Source organism: Telluria sp. ZT3P26 (genome assembly GCF_059686035.1).
Genome location: NZ_JCASII010000002.1, coordinates 291,801 through 315,400 on the forward strand (window position 1 = coordinate 291,801; position 23,600 = coordinate 315,400).

The following is a 23,600-nucleotide window of genomic DNA, read 5'->3' on the forward strand; positions in this document are numbered from 1 at the left end:
CGACATCGCACCGCCGGCGACTCGCCCTTGCCCTACGCATCAAGAAACTATAATTGGAGTTAGCAAGCATGCAACTTAACCCATCTGAAATCAGCGAACTGATCAAGAGCCGGATCCAGGGCCTCGAAAGTTCGGCTGACGTTCGCAATCAAGGCACGGTGATCTCGGTCGCCGACGGTATCTGCCGCATCCATGGTCTGTCGGACGTGATGCAGGGCGAGATGCTGGAATTCCCAGGCAACACCTTTGGCCTGGCCATGAACCTCGAGCGCGACTCGGTCGGCTCGGTCATCCTGGGTGCTTACGAGCACATCTCGGAAGGCGACATCGTCAAGACCACCGGCCGTATTCTGGAAGTGCCGATCGGTCCTGAACTGTGCGGCCGCGTGGTCAATGCACTGGGCCAGCCGATCGACGGCAAGGGTCCTGTCAACGCCAAGCTGACCTCGCCAATCGAAAAGATTGCGCCAGGCGTTATCGCGCGTGAATCGGTCTCGCAGCCAATGCAGACCGGTATCAAATCGATCGACGCCATGGTGCCGATCGGCCGTGGCCAGCGTGAGCTGATCATTGGTGACCGCCAGACCGGTAAATCGGCTGTTGCAGTCGACGCGATCATCAACCAAAAAGGTCAGGGCGTGACCTGCGTGTACGTCGCGATCGGTCAGAAAGCATCGACCATCAAGAACATCGTGCGCTCGCTGGAAACGCACGGCGCGATGGAGTACACCATCGTTGTTGCTGCATCGGCGTCGGAATCGGCCGCCATGCAATACATCTCGGCCTACTCGGGCTGCGCGATGGGCGAATACTTCCGCGACCGCGGCGAAGACGCACTGATCGTGTACGACGATCTGTCGAAGCAGGCAGTTGCCTACCGCCAGATCTCGCTGCTGCTGCGCCGTCCACCAGGCCGCGAAGCGTATCCTGGCGACGTGTTCTACCTCCACAGCCGCCTGCTCGAGCGCGCAGCACGCGTGAACGCCGACTACGTGTCGAAGTTCACCAACGGCGCCGTGACCGGCAAGACCGGTTCGCTGACCGCACTGCCGATCATCGAAACGCAAGCTGGCGACGTCTCGGCATTCGTGCCGACCAACGTGATCTCGATTACTGACGGCCAGATCTTCCTGGAAACGTCGCTGTTCAACGCCGGTGTCCGTCCTGCGATTAACGCCGGTATCTCGGTGTCGCGCGTCGGTGGTGCTGCCCAGACCAAAGTCATCAAGAACCTGTCCGGCGGTATCCGTACCGACCTGGCCCAGTACCGTGAACTGGCTGCGTTCGCGCAGTTCGCATCGGACCTGGACGAATCGACCCGCAAGCAGCTGGACCGCGGTGCGCGCGTGACCGAACTGCTCAAGCAGCCACAGTTCTCGCCACTGTCGACCTCGCTGATGGCCGCATCGCTGTTCGCCGTCAACAAGGGCTACCTGGACGATATCGAAGTCAAGAAAGTGCTGCCATTCGAGCACGGCCTGCACGCCTTCCTGAAGTCGGGCCATGCAGCGCTGCTGGCGAAGATCGACGAAACCAAGCAACTGGACAAAGACGGCGAAGCAGCACTGGCCGCGGCCGTTGCTGATTTCAAGAAATCCGGCGCATATTAATCTGTGGGCCGGCGTCGCCTGATGGCGATGCCGGTGCCTGGAAGGAGTAAGGACTCATGGCAGCAGGCAAAGAGATTCGTGGCAAGATCAAGAGCGTAGAGAATACGAAGAAGATCACCAAGGCGATGGAAATGGTCGCCGCATCGAAAATGCGCAAGGCGCAGGAACGTATGCGCGCCGCCCGTCCCTACAGTGACAAGGTTCGTAACATCACCGCCAATCTGGCCACTGCAAACCCGGAGTACACGCACGCATTCATGGCGCAAGCCAAGGACGTGCAGGCAAAGGCAGTTGGTTTCATCGTCGTCACGACCGACAAGGGTCTGTGCGGCGGCATGAACACCAACATCCTGCGCCAGGTAACCGTCAAGGCGCGCGAACAGGAACAGGCGGGCAACCGCGTCGAGGCAGTTGCCATTGGCAACAAGGGCCTGAGCTTCCTGAACCGTGTCGGCATGAAGCTGGTGTCGCAAGCCACGCAGCTGGGCGATGCACCGCAACTGGACAAGCTGATTGGACCGGTCAAAGTGATGCTGGACGCGTACCAGGAAGGCAAGCTCGATGCTGTCTACCTGTGCTACACCAAGTTCATCAACACGATGAAACAGGAAACCGTGGTCGAGCAACTGCTTCCGCTGTCAGCCAATTCGCTGAAAGCCGATGCAGGCGCCACCAGCTGGGACTACATCTACGAACCGGAAGCACAGGTCGTCATCGACGAACTGCTGGTGCGTTACGTGGAAGCGCTGGTCTACCAGGCAGTGGCAGAAAACCTGGCGTCCGAGCAATCGGCACGCATGGTCGCAATGAAGGCCGCGAGCGATAACGCCGGTAGTGTCATCAGCGACCTCAAGCTGGTCTACAACAAGACCCGCCAGGCGGCGATTACCAAAGAACTCTCCGAGATCGTGTCGGGCGCCGCAGCTGTTTAACAGCGCCGCCCGTGGGGATGGCGTCAAGCGGGCCTGGCCCGTTACGCTGTCCCCGACCGATCAAAGCAAAAAAGAATTTAACTAAATATCTGAAGGAACGAACATGGCTGATGGCAAAATCGTTCAGTGTATCGGCGCAGTGGTTGACGTGGAATTCCCACGTAATGCCATGCCGAAAGTGTACGACGCACTGAAAATGGAAGGCTCGGATCTGACCCTGGAAGTCCAGCAACAGCTGGGCGACGGCGTGGTCCGTACCATTGCTCTGGGCAGCTCGGACGGCATGCGCCGTGGCATGATGATCCAGAACACCGGCAAGCCAATCATGGTCCCGGTCGGCACCCCGACCCTGGGCCGTATCATGGACGTGCTGGGCAACCCGATCGACGAATGCGGTCCGGTCAGCCACGAGCGCATGGCGTCGATCCACCGTGACGCGCCAGCCTACGACGAACTGTCGCCATCGACCGACCTGCTGGAAACCGGCATCAAGGTCATCGACCTGGTCTGCCCGTTTGCCAAAGGCGGTAAAGTCGGCCTGTTCGGCGGCGCCGGCGTCGGCAAGACCGTCAACATGATGGAACTGATCAACAACATCGCCAAGGCACACTCGGGTCTGTCCGTGTTCGCCGGCGTGGGTGAGCGTACCCGTGAAGGTAACGACTTCTACCACGAGATGGCCGATGCCAAAGTCGTCGACCTGGAAAACCCTGCCAACTCGAAAGTGGCAATGGTCTACGGTCAGATGAACGAACCACCAGGCAACCGTCTGCGCGTCGCGCTGACCGGTCTGACCATGGCGGAAGCGTTCCGTGATGAAGGCAAGGACGTTCTGTTCTTCGTCGACAACATCTACCGTTACACCCTGGCCGGTACCGAAGTGTCGGCACTGCTGGGTCGTATGCCATCGGCAGTGGGCTACCAGCCTACGCTGGCCGAAGAGATGGGCCGTCTGCAAGAGCGCATCACCTCGACCAAGACCGGTTCGATCACGTCGATCCAGGCCGTCTACGTCCCTGCGGATGACTTGACCGACCCATCGCCGGCAACCACCTTTGCTCACCTGGATTCGACCGTCGTTCTGTCGCGTGACATCGCCTCGCTGGGTATCTACCCTGCAGTCGACCCGCTCGATTCGACCTCGCGCCAGCTGGACCCGCTCGTCGTCGGTGAAGAGCACTACGCCACCGCGCGCGCCGTGCAGAACACCCTGCAGCGCTACAAGGAACTGCGTGACATCATCGCGATTCTGGGCATGGACGAGCTGGCACCGGAAGACAAACTGGTCGTGGCACGCGCTCGTAAGATGCAGCGTTTCCTGTCGCAGCCATTCCACGTCGCTGAAGTGTTCACCGGCGCGCCGGGCAAGTACGTTTCGCTGAAAGACACGATCAAGGGCTTCAAGATGATCGCATCGGGCGAACTAGATCACCTGCCGGAGCAAGCGTTCTACATGGTCGGCACGATCGAGGAAGCTATCGAGAAAGCCAAGAAACTGGCTGCTGGTTAAGTCGCTTTCTTCCACTGAAAGACACACATGGCAAACACATTTCAAGTCGACGTCGTCTCGGCCGAAGAGCAGATCTTCTCCGGCCAGGCCGAATTCGTCGCGTTGCCGGGTGAAGCGGGTGAGCTGGGTATCTACCCGAAGCACACCCCGTTGATCACGCGCATCCGCCCGGGCGCAGTGCGCATCCAGGTTGCCGGCGGTGGTGAAGAGTTCGTCTTCGTCGCCGGCGGTATCCTCGAAGTGCAGCCGAACGGCGTGACCGTGCTGGCCGACACCGCAATCCGCGGCGCCGACCTGGACGAAGCGAAGGCAACGTCCGCGAAGAAGCAGGCTGAAGACCTGATGCTGAATCAGGAGTCGAAGATCGACTACGCAAAAGCCCAGGCCGAAATGGCCGCGGCAATTGCGCAGTTGGCGGCGATCCAGCGTCTGCGTTCGAAAGGCCGTTGAGCTTAGTACAAGCTTGGCAACAAGAAAGGCAGCCTGCGGGCTGCCTTTTTTTCATTGGTACGCCTGAAGTTCGTAGGGTGGGCGGGTTTCCCGCCCACGCGTTCAACCAGCCTCGGTACACCACGGCGTGGGTTGGTTTGAACGCGTGGACGGCACAGCCGTCCACCCTACGGCTGGCGGCGGTGCCAGGGTAAATAAGGCAAACCTGCTAAGCTGATCACATCCCAACGACCCGCCTGCCACCATGCGCACCATCGCCCAGATCCTCGAAGAAAGCACCACCATCGCCATCGTCGGCCTGTCGAACAAGCCGGACCGCGCCAGCCACGAAGTGGGCGCCTACCTGCAGCAGCATGGCTACCGCATCCTGCCAGTGAATCCGAGCTATGCCGGTGAGACGATCCTCGGCGAGCCCGTGTTCGCCACGCTGCAGGACGCTGCCGCTTCGCTTGCAGAGAACGGCCAGCGCATTGACATCGTCGATTGCTTCCGCAAGTCGGAAGACATCGGCCCGATCGCGCGCGATGCGATCGCCGTGGGGGCAGGGTGCCTGTGGATGCAGCTCGAGATCGAGAACCAGGTTGCCGCTGATCTGGCGCGCGCCGCCGGCCTGGACGTGGTGATGAACCACTGCATCAAGATCGAGCACCGCAGCCTGCAGGCAGGCGCGTGAAAAGCGGCGCGGGGTCCTGCGCCTCGCGCTACAATCGTCGCTACTTCCACCTCGTCAATACCACGCCATGATCAAGACCATTGCCCTGCTGCTCGCCGCCACCGCTGCTGTCAGCGTCATCCCGCCTGCGAGTGCACAGGCCGCACCTGCTGCCCCAGCGCCGGTACTGAGCAAGAATCCGGCCGCCTGCCCGGCAGTGCTCAAGCACAGCTTCAAGCGCCTGCAGGACGAAGCGCCGCAAGACCTCTGCCAGTACAGTGGCAAGGTGGTCCTGGTGGTCAACACGGCCAGCTACTGCGGCTTTACCAAGCAGTACGAAGGCCTGGAAAAGATCTACGCCAAGTACGGCAGTCGCGGCCTGGTGATCCTGGGCTTCCCGTCGAACGATTTTGGCCAGCAGGAGCCGGGCAACGCGAAAGAAATCGCGGACCTCTGCTACAACACCTATGGCGTGAAGTTCCCGATGTTTGCCAAGACCTCGGTCAAGGGGCCGGACGCGAACCCGCTGCACGCGCAGCTGATCAAGGCAACGGGCAAGGAACCGAAGTGGAACTTCACCAAGTATCTGATCGGGCGCGACGGCAAGGTGCTCGAGTATTTCCCGAGCAAGGTCACGCCGGAAGACCCGCAACTGGTCGGTATGATCGAAAAAGCCCTGTAACCTTACTGACAGCATGGTCATTTTGATGTGGATCAACGTTTTTTTGGGTCCACATCAATAAGCTTACTTTCGTAGCAGTAATTTAAAAACGAAAGGTAAGAACAAATGACAACGATGCTGAAATCCGTAGTAGTGGCCCTGATTGCCGTGGCGTCTGCACAGGCGCTGGCCCAGGAATCGCCATGGCTGGTGCGTGCACGCGCCGTCCAGATTGAGCCGGACAACAAATCGAGCCCGGTTGGCGGTGTGGGCGCGGCGGACACGATCAGGGTCAGCAACAAGACCATTCCCGAGCTGGACATCAGCTACTTCTTCACGCCGAACTTCGCGGCAGAACTGATCCTGACCTATCCGCAAAAGCACGATGTGACGCTGGCCGGCACAAAGATCGGCAGCTTCAAGCACCTGCCGCCAACGCTGAGCGCGCAATACCACTTCGCACCGGGCGCCACCTTCAATCCGTACGTGGGCGTGGGCGTGAATTACACGCGCATCTCGAGCGTCAAGCTGCTCAATGGCGCGGCTGACCTGGAGAACGACAGCGTAGGCCTGTCGCTGCAGGCTGGCGTTGATTTCCGCCTGGACGAGCACTGGTCGCTCAACGCGGACATCAAGCGCGTCAATATCCGCAGCGACGTGATCGTCGGCGGCGCCAATATCAGCCACCTGAAAGTCGATCCGATGCTGTTCGGCCTGGGTGTCGGTTACCGGTTCTGAAGCAGCACCGCGCGCAGCGGCCCGCGCAGCGCGTTGCAGACGACGATGTCGTCGGCTGCGTCAAGCATCGCGCGCGTGATCACGCCTTCGCGCGCATGCCATGCGGGCGCTGCCAGCAGCACGCCCCGCATGATGCCAGGCAGCACGCCACAGGTCAGCGGCGGCGTGATCCAGGTGTCACCCACGCGCACGAACACATTGCTGCGCCCACCTTCCGTCAATTCACCGCGCTCGTTGAAGAACAGCGCATCGAACGCGCCACGCGCTTCAGCCGCCTGCCAGGCCGCATCGTAGCGGCTGCGCCGGCTTGTCTTGTGACGCAGGAAGACATCGCTGCTGGCCGTCGGCTCATCGGCCAGCAGCACCATCACCGGCTCCTGCAACGGCGCCAGCACGCCTGACGTGATCGTCAGCGCGCCCATCGCATCGATGGCCAGGCGCATGCGGTACACCTCGTCGGTCGGCAGCGCCAGGCAGGCGGCGTCCAGGGCCGCCTGCGCCGCACCCCGGTCGAATGGAACACCGAAATAGCGGCACGATGCACGCAGGCGCTCGAGGTGCTGCTCGACATGCCGGCAGCCGTGCTCGCGTGACGCGCGCAGCGTTTCGAAGAGCGTGACATCGTTGGCCAGCCCGGTCAAAAAGCCTGCTTTCAACTGGCACTCGGCGAATTCGTCATGCGCTTCGCTGTCGTGGACGATGCCGGCGCCCACACCCAGTTCGCCGCGCCGCACGCCATCTTGTGGCGCTGCGAGTGCCAGCGTGCGGATCGGCACTGACAGGCAGAAGTCGCCGAACGCGTGGCCGGCTGGTGCCGGATCGAACCAGCCGATTGCGCCGGTGTAGACGCCGCGCGCAGCCGGTTCGAGGTCGTGGATGATCTCCATCGCGCGGCGCTTGGGTGCGCCCGTGATCGAGCCGCACGGGTACAGCGCGTCAAAGATATCCACCAGCGCCGCATCGGGCTTCAGGCGCGCCTGCACCGTGGACGTCATCTGCAGCACGGCACCGTAGCGCTGCACGTCGAACAGCACGGGCGTCTGCACGCTGCCGGTGACCGCCACGCGGCCCAGGTCATTGCGCAGCAGGTCGACGATCATCAGGTTTTCGGCGCGGTTCTTGGTGTCCTGCGCCAGGTCGCGCGCGCGCGCGGCATCGATGTCGGCGTTGCCGCTGGCGCGCGCCGTGCCCTTCATCGGCCGCGCCTGCAGCATACCGGCCTCGTGGCGCACGAACAGCTCGGGCGAGAACGACAGCAGCGCGCGGCCATCCGGCAGCGCCACCAGCGCGCCATACGGCACCGGCTGACGCGCGCGCAGGCGCGCATACAGGGCGACGAGCGGGCCGAAGGCGTCGAAGCGCAAGCGATAGGTGTAGTTGACCTGGTAGGTGTCGCCCGCTTCGATCAGTGCGCGAATGCGGCCGATGGCGTCGACAAATTGGGTTTCGTCGACATTGGCCGTGATGCCGGCCACGCCGGCAATCTGGTCCTGGCCTGCGCTGCGTGTGGCGAGCCACGATGCGACCTGCTCGCCGGTCAGATGGTCGCAGTGCGAAAACAGCAGCACCTGCGCCAGCGGTCCGTCCACCGGGCGCGCCGGCAGGTTCTGCAGGTGCGCGCCCAGTTCGTACGTCAGCAGCGGCACCGCGTACAAGCCCTGCTGCAACGCGGCCTGCAGGGCCGCCAGCAGCGGCGGCCAGCCGCTGGCATCATCACAGGTCAGCGTGCCGGCATGGCCGCTGTAGAGCCGCGAACGCGCTTCGTGCGTGGCGCGCGCATCGTCGAGCAGGGCAAAGACTTCACCAGTATCCATCCCCGGATTTTACGCTGCCAGCAGCAACGACAGGTGCAGCGCCGTGCCGTCCACGGGATTGGCCTTGAAGCCGCTCTTGGCAAAGCGGTGCCAGCGGCCCGTGACGTAATTCATCAACAGGCTCGCGCGGCCGGCGACGTCGGCTTCCTGGCCATGGCCCTGCGTGACGGCCACGCGCAAGGCCCCCTTGAACGCCAGCTCGACCTTGTCGTAAAACGCATTCATGCGGTGCTGCAGGCGCTCGTCTTCGTTGACCAGCGCGTCGCCGATCAGCACGCGCGTCATGCCCGGATTGTTCGCCGCAAAGCCCAGCAGCATCTGCACGATCGCGCGCGTCTGATCCAGGCCGCCTTCTTCGTGTTCCGTGATCTGGTTGATGACGCCGAATACTGAGCTCTCGATGAACTCGATCAAGCCCTCGTACATCTGCGCCTTGCTGGCAAAGTGGCGGTACAGCGCCGCTTCGGAGACGCCCAGGCGCGCGGCCAGGGCGGCAGTGGTGATTTTCTCGCCCTTGGGCTGCTCGAGCATCGCGGCCAGGGCCTGAAGGATTTGCAGCTTGCGCTGGCCGGGCTTCGTGCTTGCCATGGGATCCCTAGGTGGTTGATCGATTAACGCAGCCTCGACAGCCGCGCAGGAAGTTGCCGCACGGATTTTACTTTGACATTGACGTAACCGGGGCATTTCAATGTCCTCGGCAGCGGGGCGGTGCCGATCGGATCGGCCATGCGCAGGTATTGTGTGACCCAGACGGTACGCAGGCCCAGCTGGCGCGCGGTGCGCAGATTGGCCAGCGTGTCTTCGACCAGGATGCAGCGCTGCGCGGCCACGCCATGCTTGCGCAAGAGGCGCCGCAGCATCAGCTTGGATGGCTTGGGCCGCAACTGGCGGTGCACGTGCATGTGCTCGATCGCCACGTGGTGCGAGAAATGGTTGTGCAGCTTGAGGCGGCGCACGATCTCGGTCGAGTACGAGTTGGGCGCATTGGTCAGCAGGATCTTGCGACCGGGCAGGCGGCGCAGCAGGCGGCCCAGGCCGCGCTCGAAGCGCAGCAGCTCGGCCAGCGGCCCGATGTCGTGAGTTTGGCGCAGGAAGTCGGTCGGGCACACCTGGTGATGGCGCATCATGCCGAGCAGGGTGGCGCCATAGCGCTTCCAGTACCCGACGCGCGCGGCATCGATCATCGCTTGCGTGGCGGTCTCGCCGTTCTGGCTCAGTACGCGCGCGATATAGGTGTTCATGTTGGCGCTGATCGCCGGGAAAATGGCGTGCGAAGCGTCGTGCAGGGTGTTGTCGAGGTCAAATAACCAGACAGGTGCGCGGGGTAGGGAAGTGGCCACGGTGCGAGGCGTTGGTAAAGCAGAGGGGAGGTGAAGCGATGGTGCCCTTTACGTGGATTGAACACGTGGCCTCTCCCTTACCAAGGGAGTGCTCTACCACTGAGCTAAAAGGGCGGTACTGGTTTTTCTGTGGCGATTGTTTCCGCCACAAAAAATTTAATGAGACCGGATCATAGTGCCAAAAGCCTGTTCGGTCAAGACTTCGAGCAGCAATGAGTGCTCGATGCGGCCGTCGATGATGTGAACGGTGTTCACGCCCGATTTGGCAGCGTCGAGGGCCGATGAAATCTTGGGCAGCATGCCGCCCGAGATCGTGCCGTCGGCGAACATCTCGTCGATTTCGCGCGCCGACAGGTCGGTGACCAGGTTACCCGATTTATCTTGTACGCCGGCGATGTTGGTCATCATGATCAGCTTTTCAGCCTTCAGGATTTCGGCGATCTTGCCGGCGACGACGTCGGCATTGATGTTGTAGGCCTGGCCGTCCTGGCCGAAGCCGATCGGCGAAATGATCGGGATGAACGCGTCGTCCTGCAGCGCCTTGACGACAGCCGGGTTGATGGCGTCGATCTCGCCAACAAAGCCGATGTCGAGGAACTCGCCCGGTTTTTCCTTGTCAGGCATTGCCATACGGCGCGCGCGGATCAGGCCGCCATCTTTGCCGGTCAGGCCCACGGCCTGGCCACCGTAGTGGTTGATCAGCATGACGATGTCCTGCTGGACTTCGCCGCCCAGCACCCACTCCACCACTTCCATGGTTTCTTCGTCGGTGATGCGCATGCCCTGCACGAACGTGCCTTGCTTGCCGATTTTTTTCAGCGCATTGTCGATCTGCGGGCCGCCACCGTGCACCACGACCGGGTTCATGCCGACCAGCTTGAGCAGGATGACGTCGCGTGCGAAGCCGTGCTTCAGGCGCTCGTCGGTCATGGCGTTGCCGCCGTATTTGATGACGATGGTCTTGCCGTGGAAATTACGGATGTACGGAAGCGCTTCGGCCAGGATCTGCGCCTTGATCGCCGGGGAGACGCCCGCGAGGTCGTTAGGTTGGTCGTCGGTGGTCAGGCTGGTCACTTGAGCGTTCATGGAGAGTCCGAAATAATTGTCGCGAGATTTTACAGCCAAATGCCATAAAAACAGCGTAAACCTTGTGGGGAGTGGGCGGCGTTTCGTTGTATTTTATAGCAGTACCCACCACTCTACTCCTGCCATGCCATTCCCGCCGTTCGTCATTCATCTTCAAGGCTGTTCAGACCATGAATAGTTGCACACGCTGCGGCGCTTTGTTCAGCTGCGCGATGGCCGATGGTGACAGCGCGCCGTGCTGGTGTACGGCATTGCCGCCGGCGGTGGCGGTGCCGCAGGAAGCCGTGGGCTGCTGGTGTCCGGCCTGTCTGCGCGCCTACATTGCCGCGCAGGACCAGCCACCATCTGCCACGCCGCCCTGACGCCTCAGCGCTGGGTACGGAAGAAGCGCATCATTTCGCGGCTGGCGTCAGGCCCCTTGCCGTCGGTGTAGCTGCCGTGCGCCTGCCCGCCGGACCATGCGTGGCCGGCGCCATGCACCAGCCAGTGCTCGGCCTGCACGGTGCCATCGGTGGCCGGGTACAGCGTGCGCGTGTAGGCATGGCCGTCCGGTACGTTGCCCGGTTCGGTCGTGCCCGGCTGCGGCAGGTGGCGTGCGCCTTGCGCCACCACTTCTTCGCCATTGGCCGGATGCACCGTCGTATCGCGGTCGCCATGGAACACGATGACCGGCAGCGGCTGGTTCTCGAGCTGGCTGCGCCGGAAGTCGCCTTTCATCGCCGCCAGGGCTGACGACAGATCGTTCGCCGACGCGAACGGTAAACCCGAATGCACGCCGACGGCGGCGTACAGGTCGGGATACAGCGTGCCCATGATGGTGGCCATCGCGCCACCAGCGGACAGACCGGCCACATACACCTGGCTGGCATCGACGCTGTAGGTGGCCATGATCGCCTGCGTCATGCCGGCGATGAGCGATGGTTCGCCTTCATCGCGGCGCTGGTCGACGGCGTTGAACCAGTTCCAGCAGCGTGACGGGTTGGCGCTTTTGCTTTGCGCCGGGTACAGCACCAGGCAGCCGACCTCTTCGGCCAGCACGTTCATGCCGGTGCCGGCGGCGAAGTCGTCCGGGTCCTGCGTGCAGCCGTGCAGCATCACCACCAGCGGTGCGGGAGCGCCCGTGTAGCTGGCCGGAACATAAAGCTTGTAGTCGCGGGTGCCGGCGTCGTTCTTGTGGCTGCCGGCGATGAAGGTGCCGGTCAGCGGCGCGTTAGCCGTTGTTGCGGGCGCAGCGGCAGGAGCAATGTTTGGGGCGGATTCCGACGCGGATTCCGGTAGCGTCGCCGTCATCGTGAAGTCCCGCATCTGTTGTCGGGCAACCCGGTGCAACGCGTTGACGTTGCTCATCGCTTGCCGCACTGCTGCGCCAGGGGTCACCGGACCCGAGCGCCATAGCGTTCGGGTAGCGCTGCGCATCTGCGCGAGCATGAGTCGGTTGAGTTTCATGGCATTCCTTTTTTTGTGCACTGCACCAATTTCAGGCCATGAGCTTACACGAACCTTGCCGACGTTGCCGAACGGCCCGGATATATGCTGTTATCTTAGATACGGAACATTGATCTTCGTGATCACATCGGCAACGAACACGTGCTCATCCGCAGGTTTCCACGTACTCCACCGCCGGTTTGATGCCCGCGCGCATGCGCTGCAGCTTGCCCTTGCTCGCTTCGAAAATCAGCGCCTTGTCCTTGCCCTGTGCGAGCGTCAGGTACTGGCCGTTCTCGTCATACTTGTGCGGTCCGACCTGCAATGCCGGGCGGTGGCGCTGCGCATCCTTGACCGACATGCGCGCCGTGATGCCGGCGCTGTTGCGCACGATTCGCTTGGCATCCGCACGCGTGATCACGCCGTTTTCGACCATGAAGCGCACCTGCGGATACCGCTTGAACGCCACCATCGAGCAGGCCGGGTCGGCCGGACGGGGCGCGGCGCGCTGGCCCAGCTGGCGCTCGACGGCGTCGAGCCGCTGGCCGAACTGAATCTTGCCGTAGCCGTCCGGCGACAGCATCTGGCCGGAGGCGGCCGTGGACAGGCCCAACAGGCCAGCCAGGAAAACATGGCGCAATGTCATGGGGACCTCGTGCAAAGTAGCGTTACCCCAGTATAGTAAATGCAAGCAACAGGCGGCGCGGCGCTGCCAGCCGCGCGATAATGCCACTTTATTTTCCACCACTGCGAACGATGGCTCCCGAACTGCACACCCCCGTACCGTCGCCCTGTATCAATATCTGCCAGATGGTCCCCGAGACGGGACTGTGCCAGGGGTGCCTGCGCACGATCGATGAAATCGTCGCCTGGGGCACGGCCACGGACGACGCCAAGCGTGCGATCTGGGCCGAGATCCGGCGCCGCGAGGGCGAGATCGACTGGCAGTAACGATCGTTTAGAGGCAGGAATCTAGCACGGTCGTACTTTTCTCAAGGCTATAATCAAGCCCATCCTCCATCCACCACCGAGAGCTTCCATGACGATGCCCGCCGCGCTGCAAGACCTGTCCCTTCCTGTCATCGCTTCGCCGATGTTCATTGCCAGCGGACCCGCGCTGGTGGCAGCCCAGTGCAAGGCCGGCATCGTCGGCTCGTTCCCGGCACTCAATGCCCGGCCGGCCGAGATGCTCGACGTCTGGCTGACCGACCTGCAGCGCGAGCTGGCCGACTACGCGGCGGCCAATCCGGGCAAGAAGGTCGGCCCGATCGCCGTCAACCAGATCGTCCACCAGTCGAACGACCGCCTGGCGCATGACGTCGAAGTCTGCGTCAGGCACCAGATACCGATCATCATTTCGTCGCTGCGCGCGCCGCCGCGCGAGATGATGGACGCCGTGCATTCGTACGGCGGCATCGTGCTGCACGATATCGTCTCGATCCGCCATGCCGAAAAAGCGCTGGAAGCGGGCGTCGATGGCCTGATCCTGGTGGCCGCTGGCGCCGGCGGCCATGCGGGCGCGCTGTCGCCATTCGCGCTGGTGGGCGAAATCCGCAAGATGTTCAAGGGACCGATCGCGCTGTCGGGCTCGATTGCCACCGGCGACGCGATCCTGGCCGCGCAGGCGATGGGCGCCGACTTTGCCTACATCGGTTCGCGCTGGCTGGCGACGAAGGAATCGAACGTCAGCGACGACTACCGCGATGCGATCGTCGAATCGACGGCGGCCGACGTGGTCTACACGAACCTGTTTACGGGCGTGCACGGCAATTACCTGAAAAAATCGATCGTCGCGGCCGGGCTGGACCCGGACAACCTGCCCGAATCGGACAAGAGCAAGATGAGCTTTAGTTCGGGCAGCGCCAAGGCCTGGCGCGACATCTGGGGCGCGGGGCAGGGCGTAGGCCTGATGGACGACGTGCCGACAGTGGCCGACATGGTCGCGCGCCTGAGCGCCGAGTACATGGCGGCGCGCGCGCGTCTCGCGTTGTAAATAGATGGTGGCGTACGACCACCTCGGGCGTAGGGTGGACGGGTATCCCGTCCACGCGTTCAAACCCTATTGGTGCAGAAGCTTGTCGTAGCGGAGGGACGCCGTTGGTTGAACGCGTGGAAGGCGCAGCCTTCCACCCTACAGCATCGACACCGGCATCGCCCGGCTCAGACTGCCGGCGCCTCGGGCTGTTTCAAATCCTCGGGCCGGATCGTCCACAGGCCCGGCAGGTTGCGCCAGTAGCCATACACGTCCATCCCGAAGCCGACGACGAACTTGTTCGGCAGGCTCAAGCCGACCAGATCGGCCGTGATCGGCTTGGCGCGGCCCAGGTCCTTGTCGGCAAATACCACGACCATCACTTCGGCCGCGCCCATGTCCAGCAGGCGCTGCTTGACGTGGGCCAGCGTCTCGCCTTCGTCGAGGATGTCGTCGACCAGCAAAATCGTGCGGCCCGCGACGTTCTGGCGCGGGATCACTTTCCACACCAGTTCGCCGCCACGGTCGTCGTCGCCGTAACGGCTGACATGGATGTAGTCGAAGTCGAGCGGGAAGGCCAGTTGCGGCAGCAGGGTGCCGGTGAACACGACCGCACCGCCCATCACGCCCAGCACGAGCGGGAACTCGGTGGCGCCCGGCGCGGCAAAGCGCGCATTGAGCTGGTCGGCGACGCTGGTGACAGCGGCCTGGACTTCAGTCGGGGTGACGATCTGCGTGGCGTTCGCCAACAGCGCGCGGGCGCGCTCATGATGGAAATCGAGCATGGGTCTCTATGTCTGGTGGATGCCGCGCCATTATGCGTGATCCCCGGGCTGGAGGGTGTTCCGGTTGGGGTGCCCCGCGTATGTCGGCCACGCCAAATGGGGCGTATCATACGCAGCTTGGAAAACAAATCGACGCACCCGCCCATGTCCGCAGCCACCGAACAAGCCCGCTCTTCCCCTGACGCTTCCCTCGATTCCCGGCGTGTCCGCGCCGACCGCCTCGCGCAACTGCGCGCTGCCATGGCGCGCTACGGCATCGACGCCGTCATCGTGCCGTCGAGCGACCCGCACCTGTCGGAATACCTGCCCGGTCACTGGAAGGGCCGCGAATGGCTGTCCGGCTTCACGGGCTCGGTCGGCACCTTCATCGCCACCGCGAAATTTGCCGGCGTCTGGACCGATGGCCGCTACTTCACGCAGGCCGAAACCGAACTGGCCGGCACCGACATCGCGCTGATGAAGATCCCGGGCGCAGCCAGCCAGTTGCACGTCGACTGGCTCGCTGCCAACCTGACCGCCGGCCAGACTGCTGCCGTCGATGCGCGCGTGCTGGGCCTGGCCGGCGCACGCCTGCTGGCCGACGCGCTGCAGGCCAGGGGCGTCGTGCTGCGCACCGATCTCGACCTGCTGGACGATGTCTGGAGCGAGCGTCCGGCGCTGCCGGCCGACGCCGTATTCGAGCACCTGCCGCCGTTTGCCACTGCCACCCGCGCCGACAAGCTGCACGCCACGCGCGCCGCGATGGAAGCGCATGGTGCCGGTTTTCACTTCCTCTCGACGCTCGACGACATCGCCTACCTGTTCAACCTGCGCGGCGCCGACGTCAGCTTCAATCCCGTGTTCCTGGCCCACGCGCTGATCGGCCGTGGCGACGCCACGCTGTTCGTCGGCGACGGCAAGGTGCCGGCTGAGGTGCGGGCGCGCCTGGAAGCGGACGACGTGCACCTGGCGCCGTACGAGAACGCCGTGCATGCGCTTGAAGCGCTGCCAGAAGGCGCGACGCTGCTGCTCGATCCGCGCCGCGTCACGGCCGGCATGCGCGCGAGCGTGGCCAGCGGCGTAAACGTGGTCGAGGCGATCAACCCGACCACGTTCGCCAAGTCGCGCAAGCTCGATAGCGAGGCCGTCAACGTGCGCGCCACGATGGAGCAGGATGGCGCCGCGCTGTGCGAGTTCTTCGCCGCGCTCGAGCCGCTGCTGGCGGATCGACAGCGCAGTGCAATCAACGAAGTCGACATCGACACGCGCATCACCGCCGCCCGCGCGCGCCGCCCGAACTTCGTCAGCGCGAGTTTCTCGACTATCGCCGGTTTCAACAGCAATGGCGCGATCATGCATTACCGCGCTGAAGCCGCCACCTGCGCCACGATCGAAGGCGACGGCCTGCTGCTGATCGACTCGGGCGGCCAGTACCTGGGCGGCACCACCGACATCACGCGCGTGATCCCGGTCGGCACGCCGAGCGCCGACCAACGGCGCGACTACACGCTGGTGCTGAAAGGCCTGATCGCGCTGTCGAGCGCCCACTTCCCGCGCGGCACCCGCGCACCGCTGCTCGATGCGATCGCGCGCGCCCCGATCTGGGCTGCCGGCATCGACTACGGCCACGGCACCGGCCACGGCGTCGGCTACTTCCTGAACGTGCACGAAGGCCCGCAGACGATTTCGCCGGCCGTGCCGCCGGACCCGCACACCGCGATGGAGCCGGGCATGATCACGTCGATCGAGCCGGGCATCTATCGCCCGGGCCGTTGGGGCATCCGCATCGAAAACCTGGTGCTCAACGTGGCCGCCAACAAGACCGAATTCGGCGAATACCTGGCCTTCGAGACGCTGACACTGTGCCCGATCGACACCCGCTGCCTCGATCGTTCGCTGCTGCGGCCGGACGAAATTGTCTGGCTCAACGACTACCATGCCACCGTTCGTGCACGCCTGACGCCCCACGTCGAAGGCGCCGCATTCGAGTGGCTCATGCTGCGCACGGAGGCGATCTGACATGGCAAGTTCCCGTTCCACGCGCGCCAGCAGCGCGGTCGACCGTCTCAAGCAGCGCACCGGCAATCCGCTGTACTCGATGGCGCGCACCGGCGATGGCCATTTTTATTTGTCCGAAGCGCCCGGCAGCCCGCCGCTGTGCGCACCGATGGAGCTCGACGACTTCGTCACCTTCGTCAAGGGCCTGGGGCCGCAGGAGCAGCCGCGCATGAGCAAGAACGACATCGCGTTCGAAAAGCAGCTGGTGCGCAAGAAGCCGCCGGCCTGAGCGCGCCCGCTCACTGACACGCTGACACGCGCATGACGGAACGCGACCTGCTCTCGGCCTACTGGTCCGGCCGGGAATTGTTCACCAATGGCCTGATCCTGCTGCACCTGGCCGGGGCCTTGCTGCTCGGGCTTCTGGTCGGCTACGAGCGCGCCTACCACGGGCGCGCGGCCGGCATGCGCACCTATGGCCTGGTGTGCATGGCGTCGGCGGCACTGACGATCCTGGCCGGTTACCCGGAGTTCTGGTACGGCGGCCATGCGGGCATGGCGACCGGCGATCCGACCCGGATCATCCAGGGCGTGGTGACCGGCATCGGCTTTCTCGGCGCCGGCGTCATCATGCGCGAAGGCTTCAACATCAGCGGCCTGACGACGGCTGCATCGATCTGGACCTCGTCGGTCATCGGCATCCTGGTCGGCATCGGGTTCTATCTGGCCGCGATGGGGCTGGCGTTTCTGGCGTCGATGATCATGATTTACCTGAACCGCCTGGAAACGCTACTGCCGTCGCGCCACGCGGTGGCGGTGCGGATGCGCTTCCGGCCCGAGTTTCTGCCGCGCGAAGCGGCAATCCGCGAACTGGCGCTGTCGCGCGGCTATGAAATCGCCGGCAGTTCGCTCACCATCAGCAGCGACGACGGGCGCCAGGAGTGGCGCTTCGTGGCGCTGGCGCTGTCACGCAAAACCGGCGCGCCGTTGTCGGAACTGGCGCGCGAGCTGGGTGCCACCGAGGGCATCGAGGCGTTCCAGCTGTCCCACGCACGCAACTGATCAATATTGACTGCATCACCATAACAATACCAACGGGGTTTATTCATGGACGCACAAGAAGTTCTCGATTTCTGGTTCCTGCCAGCTTCCCATCCTGACCACGGCAAGGCGCGCGCCGAGTGGTACCGCAAGGACCCCGCGTTCGACGCGGTCATCCGCGAACGCTTCGGCACGACGATCACGCACGCGATTGCGGGCGGCCTGCGCGAGTGGGACGAGCAGGGCGCACGCGGCGTGCTGGCGCGTATCCTGGTGCTCGACCAGTTCACGCGCAACGTGTACCGCGGCGCGCCGGAATCGTTCGCCGGCGATGTGCTGGCGCTGAGCGCGGCGCGCCAGATGGTCGACGCCGGCGAACACATGGCGCTTGCACCGATCGAGCGCCAGTTCATCTACATGCCGTTCGAGCACGCCGAAGACGCCGCCATGCAGCAGCTCGCGGTCGACCAGTTCACCGCGCTGGCTGCCGACCATGAGGGTTTCGGCGAGGTGCTCGACTATGCGCACCGCCACCGCGGCGTGATCGCGCGCTTTGGCCGCTTCCCGCACCGCAATCCGATTTTGGGCCGTGCCTCGACACCCGAAGAACTCGACTACCTGAGCCAGCCCGGCGCCGGCTTCTGACATGACGCCGACGCTGAACCTGGTCGGCGCAGGCCATATGGGCCGCGTGCTGGGCCGCCTGTTCGCCGCCAGCGGTGCGTTCACGCTGCAGGATGTGCTGACCCGTTCGCCTGCCAGCGCGCAGGCGGCAGTGGCATTCATCGGCGCCGGCCACGCCTGCGCCGATGTCGCGCAGCTGCGCCCGGCGCAAGCCTGGCTGCTGGCAGTGAATGACGATCAGATCGAACCGGTGGCCGCGCAGCTGGCGCAGGCGCACGACCTGACTGGCGCCGTGGTGTTCCACTGCAGCGGCGCGAAAGCGTCGGCTGCGCTGCAGGCGGCGCATGCAGGCGGCGCGCTGGTGGCCAGCGTGCACCCGATCCGCAGCTTCGCCGACCCGCAGCAGGTGGCGCGCGCATTTGCCGGCACCTTTTGCGGCGTCGAGGGCGACGCGGCGGCGCTGGCGCTGCTGGGCCCCGCGTTCGAGGCCATCGGCGCGCGCCTCGTGCCGATCGATGGCGCGGCCAAGACGGTCTACCACGCGGCCGCCGTGTTCGCGTCGAACTACCTGACCACCGTGCTCGACGCGGCGCTGCGCGCCTACCAGGCCGCCGGCATTCCCGAAGCCGTGGCGCGCGAACTGGCGCAACCGCTGGCCGCCGAGACGCTGGCCAATGTGTTTCGCCTCGGCCCGGCCGCAGCGCTCAGCGGCCCTGTCGCGCGTGGCGACCTGGCCACCGTGGCGCGGCAAGAGCAGGCCTTGCTGGACTGGGACGAGGCGACGGGCCGCCTGTACGGCGCGCTGGTCCCGCTGACGACCGACCTGGCGCGGCGCAAGCACGGTACTACCTGATCACCACAACGATTCACGATACGCATCGCAAGGGACATACCATGATTCTCACCGCCTGGACCACGCTCGCCGTTCTTGGTGTCTATTTCTGGACCTGGGGCAATGCTGCACGCGCCCGTATCCAGTTCAAGGTACCGGCCCCGTCAATGGACGGTCCCGAAGGTTTCCTGCGCGCCCATCGCGTCCAGATGAATACGCTGGAATTGCTGCCACTGGTGCTCGTGCCCTTGTGGCTGTGCGCCATATTCCTCGGTGACACCTGGGCTGCTGCCGGGGGCTTGCTGTGGTGCGTGGGACGGATCCTGTATGCGCTGGGCTATTACCGCGATCCGGCCAAGCGCGAAATCGGCTTCATCGTGAGCATGCTGGCCAGCGCCGCGTTGATTGGCGCCACAGTTTTTGGCCTGGTCATGCGATAAATCGGACAAAGCGAAAACTTCGATCGACAAAGTTCCCATATGGAAATATGCTGGCAGACTGATTAACTGAAAAGCGATCCGCGAACTATCTCGCGGGTCACTAGCGCGCCAGGAGCACCGTGATGCTGTTTTTGAAAAGTACGAACGCCACCAAGGCGCCTGGGATTTACGAAGTCGACGTCGCGGCCAAGCCCCCGGGCAAGACCTTCGGTGTATTCCTGGCCACCGATCCGGACAATCCGCCGCACACCGTGCTGGCGGGCCTGGCCGAGCTGGGCTTCCAGAATGTCCACCAGCAGAACTATGTTCACCGCGACAAGGGCAAGGTGCTGGAGCTGCATTTCCAGAAAGATGGCACCGACCTGTTCAAGGGCTGGAAATCGGACGAGTGCAGCGCCAACCTGGCGTCGCTTGATGCCCTGTTCGGGAATGTCGGCATCAAGATCGAGCCACGCGTCATGAGCCTGGCTGAAGCCTACGCATAAGCCATGCGAGAATGGGCGCCATGGTGGCCTTCACCATGCCTGGCGTGATGATTCTCGATGGATTTATTTGCACCGCAAGCGGGCCTGCTCCCGCTGCCGCTTGACGATGGTGAACTGGGCTGGATGGCCCAGTTGCCGCTGCCATGGTCCAATGCCGATGTCTTCGCGCGCCTGCTGGCCGAGACCGACTGGCGCGAAGAAACCGTGGTCATCTATGGCAAGCGGCATCTGCAACCCCGGCTCAGTGCCTGGTATGGCGAGAAAGCCTATGCCTATTCCGGCCTGCGCCTGCAGCCCACACCCTTCACCCCGTTGCTCTTGACCCTGCGCGATGCCGTCGAGGCTGCGACCGGGCATGCATTCAACAGCGTCCTGCTGAACTATTACCGCAACGAGCGTGACAGCATGGGCTTGCACAGCGATGACGAGCCCGAACTGGGCACGCGACCTGCCATCGCGTCACTCAGTTTTGGCGAAGCGCGCACCTTCATATTGAAACACAAGCACACCAGACAGACGGTGCGGGTGCCGTTGACTGATGGCAGCCTGCTGTTGATGGCGGGCGATGCGCAACAATATTGGTTGCATGGGATCAACAAGATGACAAAATCGTTACAAGGAAGAATTAATCTAACTTTCAGGAAAATCGTCTAATTTCTCAGTAATACCGCTTATAGGGTGGCAAATATTACTTACTGATGGGTCATTTAGTTACACTTGCTTACAGTTCTTACGGAATCGCGACGGACGTAATCTTTCCACAGTGTTATCTTGACCCTATCGCGATTCATTGTGAATCACGAACTAGATGAACAAAAAGAGGAATTAGAGATGAAAAAGCTGATCGTCGCCCTGCTCGCCACCACCGCCGCTGTGTCGGCTGTCCAGGCCCAAGAATTCACCCCGCGCGCCTACGTCGGCGCCGGTGCAGTCGCTACCGACTATGAGTCGCGTGTTCCAGGCGCAACCCGCGCTGACATCGACACCATCAAGGCGTCGGCCAAGCTGTTCGGCGGCTACGAGTTCACCCCGAACTGGGCAGTGGAAGTCGGTCACACCGACTACCGCAGCGCTGACATCTACTACAGCCTGGGCGCCAACAACGCCAGCGGCCAGATCGATGGTCGTTCGAGCTACGTCGCAGCCAAGTTCAGCTCGCCGCTGACCGAAAAGGTTGTCGGTTACGCCAAGCTGGGCGTGTCGCATGACGTGAACGAACTGTCGGCAATCAACTCGTCGCTGAGCCGTCGCGACAGCGACAACAACGCCTACGGCGCCCTGGGTGTTCAGTACAACATCAACCAGGACGTGGCTGTGATCGCTGAATACGAGCGTTTCGGCGGCACCCGTGACTTCGGCGTGCGTCCAAACGCACTGACCATCGGCGCGAAATACTCGTTCTAAGCAGAACGCAGGTTGAAAAAAAGGCCCTTCGGGGCCTTTTTTTATGGGTGTTGACATCGCGTTCAAATCAACGTGATTTTAGTGAATGATCAAGGATCGTTGAACGCGTGGACGGGAGACCCGTCCACCCTACATGCTATAGGTGATCAGGTCGTCAGCGGCTTGTAACGAATCCGCTTCGGCTTGGCACCTTCTTCACCCAGACGCTTCTTCTTGTCGGCTTCGTATTCCTGATAGTTACCGTCAAAGAAGGTCACTTGGGAATCGCCTTCGAAGGCCAGGATGTGGGTCGCGATGCGATCCAGGAACCAGCGATCGTGGGAAATGACCATCACGCTACCGGCGAACTCGAGCAGAGCATCTTCCAGCGCGCGCAGCGTTTCGACGTCCAGATCGTTCGACGGTTCATCGAGCAGTAGGACGTTGCCGCCTTGCAGCAGCGTCTTGGCCAGGTGCAGCCGGCCACGCTCACCACCAGACAGGTTGCCGACGATCTTTTGCTGATCCGAACCCTTGAAGTTGAAGCGGCCCAGGTACGCACGCGACGGCATTTCGAAACGGCCGACGCTGAGCATGTCGGCGCCGCCCGAGACGTCTTCGAACACGGTCTTGGCATTGGCCAGTTCGTCGCGATGCTGGTCGACGATGGACACGCGCGCGGTCTGGCCGATCTTGACTTCGCCGCTATCCGGCTGCTCTTTGCCGGTGATCATCTTGAACAGCGTCGACTTACCGGCGCCGTTCGGGCCGATGATGCCGACGATCGCGCCTGGCGGCACGGTGAACGACAGGTTGTCGATCAAGAGGCGGTCGCCAAAGGCTTTCGAGACGTTCTTGAATTCGATGACTTCATTGCCGAGGCGCTCCGCCACGGGAATGAAGATCTCCTGCGTCTCGTTGCGCTGCTGGTATTCGTACTCGGACAGTTCATTGAAGCGCGCGAGGCGGGCTTTCGACTTGGCCTGGCGTGCCTTCGGATTCTGGCGCGACCATTCGAGTTCTTTCGCCAGTGCTTTCTGGCGGGCCGATTCCGTCGATTCTTCCTGCTTCAGGCGTGCCTGTTTCTGGTCCAGCCACGACGAGTAATTGCCCTTCCATGGAATGCCGCTGCCGCGGTCCAGTTCCAGGATCCATTCGGCGGCGTTGTCCAGGAAATAGCGATCGTGGGTGATGCCGACCACGGTGCCCGGGAAGCGCAGCAGGAATTGCTCGAGCCACTCGACCGATTCAGCGTCCAGGTGGTTGGTCGGTTCGTCGAGCAGCAGCATGTCGGGTTTCGACAGCAGCAGCTTGCACAGGGCCACGCGGCGCTTTTCACCGCCCGACAGCACGCCGATCTTCGCATCCCACGGCGGCAGGCGCAGCGCGTCGGCGGCCATTTCCAGTTGCAGGTTCAGGTTGCCGCCATCGGACGACGAGATGATCGCTTCCAGGCGTTCCTGCTCCTTGGCCAGCGCGTCGAAATCGGCGTCTTCTTCGGCGTAGGCCGTGTAGACGGCTTCGAGCTTGGCTTGCGCCTCGAACGCTTCGCCCAGGCCCGATTCCACTTCCTGGCGCACGGTTTTTTCAGGGTCGAGCTGCGGTTCCTGCGGCAGGTAGCCGATGTTCAGGCCCGGCATCGGACGGGCTTCGCCCTGGATGTCGGTGTCGATGCCGGCCATGATTTTCAGCAGGGTCGATTTGCCCGAGCCGTTCAGGCCCAGCACGCCGATCTTGGCACCTGGGAAGAAGGACAGGGAAATGTCCTTCAGAATCTGGCGTTTCGGTGGGACGATTTTGCCCACGCGGTTCATGGTATAGACGTAATTGGCCATGCTTGTAC

Annotated in this window: 27 protein-coding genes and 1 tRNA gene; 19 read left to right on the top strand and 9 right to left on the bottom strand. The window is 63.1% G+C overall.

The window, feature by feature from the left end; all coding sequences use genetic code 11:
* The first annotated feature begins 68 nt into the window (after positions 1-68).
* From atpA to AC56LN_RS09160, 7 genes are all read left to right on the top strand, one after another.
* Positions 69-1,610, top strand: coding sequence for a F0F1 ATP synthase subunit alpha (atpA, locus tag AC56LN_RS09130; protein ID WP_183554851.1), 1,542 nt, complete (start codon positions 69-71; stop codon positions 1,608-1,610).
* Between the two features lie 56 nt (positions 1,611-1,666).
* Positions 1,667-2,542 (top strand): F0F1 ATP synthase subunit gamma, encoded by an 876-nt coding sequence (atpG, locus tag AC56LN_RS09135; protein ID WP_183554849.1) that lies wholly within the window; start codon positions 1,667-1,669, stop codon positions 2,540-2,542.
* A gap of 103 nt (positions 2,543-2,645) precedes the next feature.
* A complete protein-coding gene (gene atpD / locus AC56LN_RS09140; protein WP_183554847.1) occupies positions 2,646-4,052 on the top strand; it encodes a F0F1 ATP synthase subunit beta in 1,407 nt (468 codons plus the stop codon).
* Between the two features lie 27 nt (positions 4,053-4,079).
* Complete coding sequence (locus AC56LN_RS09145; protein ID WP_183554845.1) at positions 4,080-4,502, top strand: F0F1 ATP synthase subunit epsilon; 423 nt, start codon at positions 4,080-4,082, stop codon at positions 4,500-4,502.
* Positions 4,503-4,746: 244 nt separating this feature from the next.
* Positions 4,747-5,175, top strand: coding sequence for a CoA-binding protein (locus tag AC56LN_RS09150; protein WP_499571114.1), 429 nt, complete (start codon positions 4,747-4,749; stop codon positions 5,173-5,175).
* Between the two features lie 67 nt (positions 5,176-5,242).
* Positions 5,243-5,836, top strand: coding sequence for a glutathione peroxidase (locus AC56LN_RS09155; RefSeq protein ID WP_499571116.1), 594 nt, complete (start codon positions 5,243-5,245; stop codon positions 5,834-5,836).
* A gap of 105 nt (positions 5,837-5,941) precedes the next feature.
* The gene (locus AC56LN_RS09160) at positions 5,942-6,553 is read left to right on the top strand and encodes an OmpW/AlkL family protein (RefSeq protein ID WP_499571118.1); all 612 of its coding nucleotides are present in this window, start codon (positions 5,942-5,944) and stop codon (positions 6,551-6,553) included.
* Here the strand turns inward: AC56LN_RS09160 and AC56LN_RS09165 are convergent.
* The 5 genes from AC56LN_RS09165 to argB form a co-directional block, all read right to left on the bottom strand.
* The gene (locus AC56LN_RS09165) at positions 6,541-8,367 is read right to left on the bottom strand and encodes a chorismate-binding protein (RefSeq protein ID WP_499571120.1); all 1,827 of its coding nucleotides are present in this window, start codon (positions 8,365-8,367) and stop codon (positions 6,541-6,543) included. The genes AC56LN_RS09160 and AC56LN_RS09165 overlap by 13 nt on opposite strands.
* 9 nt (positions 8,368-8,376) lie before the next feature.
* Positions 8,377-8,955, bottom strand: coding sequence for a nucleoid occlusion factor SlmA (gene slmA, locus AC56LN_RS09170; protein ID WP_499571122.1), 579 nt, complete (start codon positions 8,953-8,955; stop codon positions 8,377-8,379).
* A 23-nt stretch (positions 8,956-8,978) separates the two neighbouring features.
* On the bottom strand, positions 8,979-9,707 hold the full coding sequence (locus AC56LN_RS09175; protein WP_482896759.1) for a pyrimidine 5'-nucleotidase: 729 nt from the start codon (positions 9,705-9,707) through the stop codon (positions 8,979-8,981).
* Between the two features lie 39 nt (positions 9,708-9,746).
* Positions 9,747-9,821 (bottom strand) — tRNA-Thr (locus AC56LN_RS09180).
* Between the two features lie 42 nt (positions 9,822-9,863).
* Positions 9,864-10,793: an acetylglutamate kinase gene (gene argB, locus AC56LN_RS09185; RefSeq protein WP_183554827.1), complete on the bottom strand. Its 930-nt coding sequence runs from the start codon at positions 10,791-10,793 to the stop codon at positions 9,864-9,866.
* A 170-nt stretch (positions 10,794-10,963) separates the two neighbouring features.
* Here argB and AC56LN_RS09190 point away from each other — a divergent pair, with 170 nt between their 5' ends.
* Positions 10,964-11,155, top strand: coding sequence for a cysteine-rich CWC family protein (locus AC56LN_RS09190; RefSeq protein WP_499571124.1), 192 nt, complete (start codon positions 10,964-10,966; stop codon positions 11,153-11,155).
* A 4-nt stretch (positions 11,156-11,159) separates the two neighbouring features.
* On the opposite strand, the gene AC56LN_RS09195 is transcribed toward AC56LN_RS09190, so the two are convergent.
* Complete coding sequence (locus tag AC56LN_RS09195; protein ID WP_499571126.1) at positions 11,160-12,239, bottom strand: extracellular catalytic domain type 1 short-chain-length polyhydroxyalkanoate depolymerase; 1,080 nt, start codon at positions 12,237-12,239, stop codon at positions 11,160-11,162.
* Positions 12,240-12,384: 145 nt separating this feature from the next.
* Positions 12,385-12,864: a hypothetical protein gene (locus AC56LN_RS09200; protein ID WP_499571128.1), complete on the bottom strand. Its 480-nt coding sequence runs from the start codon at positions 12,862-12,864 to the stop codon at positions 12,385-12,387.
* 110 nt (positions 12,865-12,974) lie between these two features.
* Between AC56LN_RS09200 and AC56LN_RS09205 the strand changes: the two genes are divergently transcribed.
* Both AC56LN_RS09205 and AC56LN_RS09210 read left to right on the top strand, forming a co-directional pair.
* The gene (locus AC56LN_RS09205; protein WP_499571130.1) at positions 12,975-13,169 is read left to right on the top strand and encodes a DUF1289 domain-containing protein; all 195 of its coding nucleotides are present in this window, start codon (positions 12,975-12,977) and stop codon (positions 13,167-13,169) included.
* A gap of 88 nt (positions 13,170-13,257) precedes the next feature.
* Positions 13,258-14,211, top strand: coding sequence for an NAD(P)H-dependent flavin oxidoreductase (locus AC56LN_RS09210; RefSeq protein WP_499571132.1), 954 nt, complete (start codon positions 13,258-13,260; stop codon positions 14,209-14,211).
* A gap of 167 nt (positions 14,212-14,378) precedes the next feature.
* Here AC56LN_RS09210 and AC56LN_RS09215 read toward each other — a convergent pair whose 3' ends face one another.
* Entirely contained in the window at positions 14,379-14,975 is a 597-nt protein-coding gene (locus tag AC56LN_RS09215) for a hypoxanthine-guanine phosphoribosyltransferase (protein ID WP_499571134.1), read from the bottom strand.
* Positions 14,976-15,119: 144 nt separating this feature from the next.
* On the opposite strand from AC56LN_RS09215, the gene AC56LN_RS09220 reads away from it, so the two are divergent.
* From AC56LN_RS09220 to AC56LN_RS09260, 9 genes are all read left to right on the top strand, one after another.
* Positions 15,120-16,973, top strand: coding sequence for an aminopeptidase P family protein (locus tag AC56LN_RS09220; RefSeq protein WP_499571136.1), 1,854 nt, complete (start codon positions 15,120-15,122; stop codon positions 16,971-16,973).
* 1 nt (position 16,974) lies between these two features.
* Entirely contained in the window at positions 16,975-17,241 is a 267-nt protein-coding gene (locus AC56LN_RS09225; RefSeq protein ID WP_183554813.1) for a hypothetical protein, read from the top strand.
* A gap of 32 nt (positions 17,242-17,273) precedes the next feature.
* Positions 17,274-18,014: an MgtC/SapB family protein gene (locus AC56LN_RS09230; RefSeq protein WP_499571138.1), complete on the top strand. Its 741-nt coding sequence runs from the start codon at positions 17,274-17,276 to the stop codon at positions 18,012-18,014.
* A gap of 45 nt (positions 18,015-18,059) precedes the next feature.
* On the top strand, positions 18,060-18,638 hold the full coding sequence (locus tag AC56LN_RS09235) for a DUF924 family protein (protein WP_499571140.1): 579 nt from the start codon (positions 18,060-18,062) through the stop codon (positions 18,636-18,638).
* 1 nt (position 18,639) lies between these two features.
* A complete protein-coding gene (locus AC56LN_RS09240; protein WP_499571141.1) occupies positions 18,640-19,470 on the top strand; it encodes a Rossmann-like and DUF2520 domain-containing protein in 831 nt (276 codons plus the stop codon).
* A gap of 41 nt (positions 19,471-19,511) precedes the next feature.
* Positions 19,512-19,889, top strand: a complete 378-nt coding sequence (locus AC56LN_RS09245) for an MAPEG family protein (protein ID WP_482896765.1) — start codon at positions 19,512-19,514, stop codon at positions 19,887-19,889.
* Between the two features lie 122 nt (positions 19,890-20,011).
* Positions 20,012-20,374 (top strand): hypothetical protein, encoded by a 363-nt coding sequence (locus tag AC56LN_RS09250; protein WP_499571143.1) that lies wholly within the window; start codon positions 20,012-20,014, stop codon positions 20,372-20,374.
* 123 nt (positions 20,375-20,497) lie between these two features.
* Positions 20,498-21,028 carry an alpha-ketoglutarate-dependent dioxygenase AlkB family protein gene (locus AC56LN_RS09255; RefSeq protein ID WP_499571145.1) on the top strand — a complete coding sequence of 177 codons (531 nt, stop codon included), beginning with the start codon at positions 20,498-20,500 and terminating at the stop codon, positions 21,026-21,028.
* Between the two features lie 177 nt (positions 21,029-21,205).
* Positions 21,206-21,778, top strand: a complete 573-nt coding sequence (locus AC56LN_RS09260) for a porin family protein (RefSeq protein WP_499571147.1) — start codon at positions 21,206-21,208, stop codon at positions 21,776-21,778.
* Positions 21,779-21,924: 146 nt separating this feature from the next.
* On the opposite strand, the gene ettA is transcribed toward AC56LN_RS09260, so the two are convergent.
* Positions 21,925-23,592 carry an energy-dependent translational throttle protein EttA gene (gene ettA / locus AC56LN_RS09265; protein ID WP_499571149.1) on the bottom strand — a complete coding sequence of 556 codons (1,668 nt, stop codon included), beginning with the start codon at positions 23,590-23,592 and terminating at the stop codon, positions 21,925-21,927.
* Between the last annotated feature and the right edge of the window lie 8 nt (positions 23,593-23,600).

Coding starts and splice junctions, on each gene's coding strand:
- atpA (WP_183554851.1), top strand. CDS start 69: ATGCAACTTAACCCATCTGAAATCAGCGAACTGATCAAGAGCCGGATC.
- atpG (WP_183554849.1), top strand. CDS start 1,667: ATGGCAGCAGGCAAAGAGATTCGTGGCAAGATCAAGAGCGTAGAGAAT.
- atpD (WP_183554847.1), top strand. CDS start 2,646: ATGGCTGATGGCAAAATCGTTCAGTGTATCGGCGCAGTGGTTGACGTG.
- AC56LN_RS09145 (WP_183554845.1), top strand. CDS start 4,080: ATGGCAAACACATTTCAAGTCGACGTCGTCTCGGCCGAAGAGCAGATC.
- AC56LN_RS09150 (WP_499571114.1), top strand. CDS start 4,747: ATGCGCACCATCGCCCAGATCCTCGAAGAAAGCACCACCATCGCCATC.
- AC56LN_RS09155 (WP_499571116.1), top strand. CDS start 5,243: ATGATCAAGACCATTGCCCTGCTGCTCGCCGCCACCGCTGCTGTCAGC.
- AC56LN_RS09160 (WP_499571118.1), top strand. CDS start 5,942: ATGACAACGATGCTGAAATCCGTAGTAGTGGCCCTGATTGCCGTGGCG.
- AC56LN_RS09165 (WP_499571120.1), bottom strand. CDS start 8,367: ATGGATACTGGTGAAGTCTTTGCCCTGCTCGACGATGCGCGCGCCACG.
- slmA (WP_499571122.1), bottom strand. CDS start 8,955: ATGGCAAGCACGAAGCCCGGCCAGCGCAAGCTGCAAATCCTTCAGGCC.
- argB (WP_183554827.1), bottom strand. CDS start 10,793: ATGAACGCTCAAGTGACCAGCCTGACCACCGACGACCAACCTAACGAC.
- AC56LN_RS09190 (WP_499571124.1), top strand. CDS start 10,964: ATGAATAGTTGCACACGCTGCGGCGCTTTGTTCAGCTGCGCGATGGCC.
- AC56LN_RS09195 (WP_499571126.1), bottom strand. CDS start 12,239: ATGAAACTCAACCGACTCATGCTCGCGCAGATGCGCAGCGCTACCCGA.
- AC56LN_RS09200 (WP_499571128.1), bottom strand. CDS start 12,864: ATGACATTGCGCCATGTTTTCCTGGCTGGCCTGTTGGGCCTGTCCACG.
- AC56LN_RS09205 (WP_499571130.1), top strand. CDS start 12,975: ATGGCTCCCGAACTGCACACCCCCGTACCGTCGCCCTGTATCAATATC.
- AC56LN_RS09210 (WP_499571132.1), top strand. CDS start 13,258: ATGACGATGCCCGCCGCGCTGCAAGACCTGTCCCTTCCTGTCATCGCT.
- AC56LN_RS09215 (WP_499571134.1), bottom strand. CDS start 14,975: ATGCTCGATTTCCATCATGAGCGCGCCCGCGCGCTGTTGGCGAACGCC.
- AC56LN_RS09220 (WP_499571136.1), top strand. CDS start 15,120: ATGTCCGCAGCCACCGAACAAGCCCGCTCTTCCCCTGACGCTTCCCTC.
- AC56LN_RS09225 (WP_183554813.1), top strand. CDS start 16,975: ATGGCAAGTTCCCGTTCCACGCGCGCCAGCAGCGCGGTCGACCGTCTC.
- AC56LN_RS09230 (WP_499571138.1), top strand. CDS start 17,274: ATGACGGAACGCGACCTGCTCTCGGCCTACTGGTCCGGCCGGGAATTG.
- AC56LN_RS09235 (WP_499571140.1), top strand. CDS start 18,060: ATGGACGCACAAGAAGTTCTCGATTTCTGGTTCCTGCCAGCTTCCCAT.
- AC56LN_RS09240 (WP_499571141.1), top strand. CDS start 18,640: ATGACGCCGACGCTGAACCTGGTCGGCGCAGGCCATATGGGCCGCGTG.
- AC56LN_RS09245 (WP_482896765.1), top strand. CDS start 19,512: ATGATTCTCACCGCCTGGACCACGCTCGCCGTTCTTGGTGTCTATTTC.
- AC56LN_RS09250 (WP_499571143.1), top strand. CDS start 20,012: ATGCTGTTTTTGAAAAGTACGAACGCCACCAAGGCGCCTGGGATTTAC.
- AC56LN_RS09255 (WP_499571145.1), top strand. CDS start 20,498: ATGGCCCAGTTGCCGCTGCCATGGTCCAATGCCGATGTCTTCGCGCGC.
- AC56LN_RS09260 (WP_499571147.1), top strand. CDS start 21,206: ATGAAAAAGCTGATCGTCGCCCTGCTCGCCACCACCGCCGCTGTGTCG.
- ettA (WP_499571149.1), bottom strand. CDS start 23,592: ATGGCCAATTACGTCTATACCATGAACCGCGTGGGCAAAATCGTCCCA.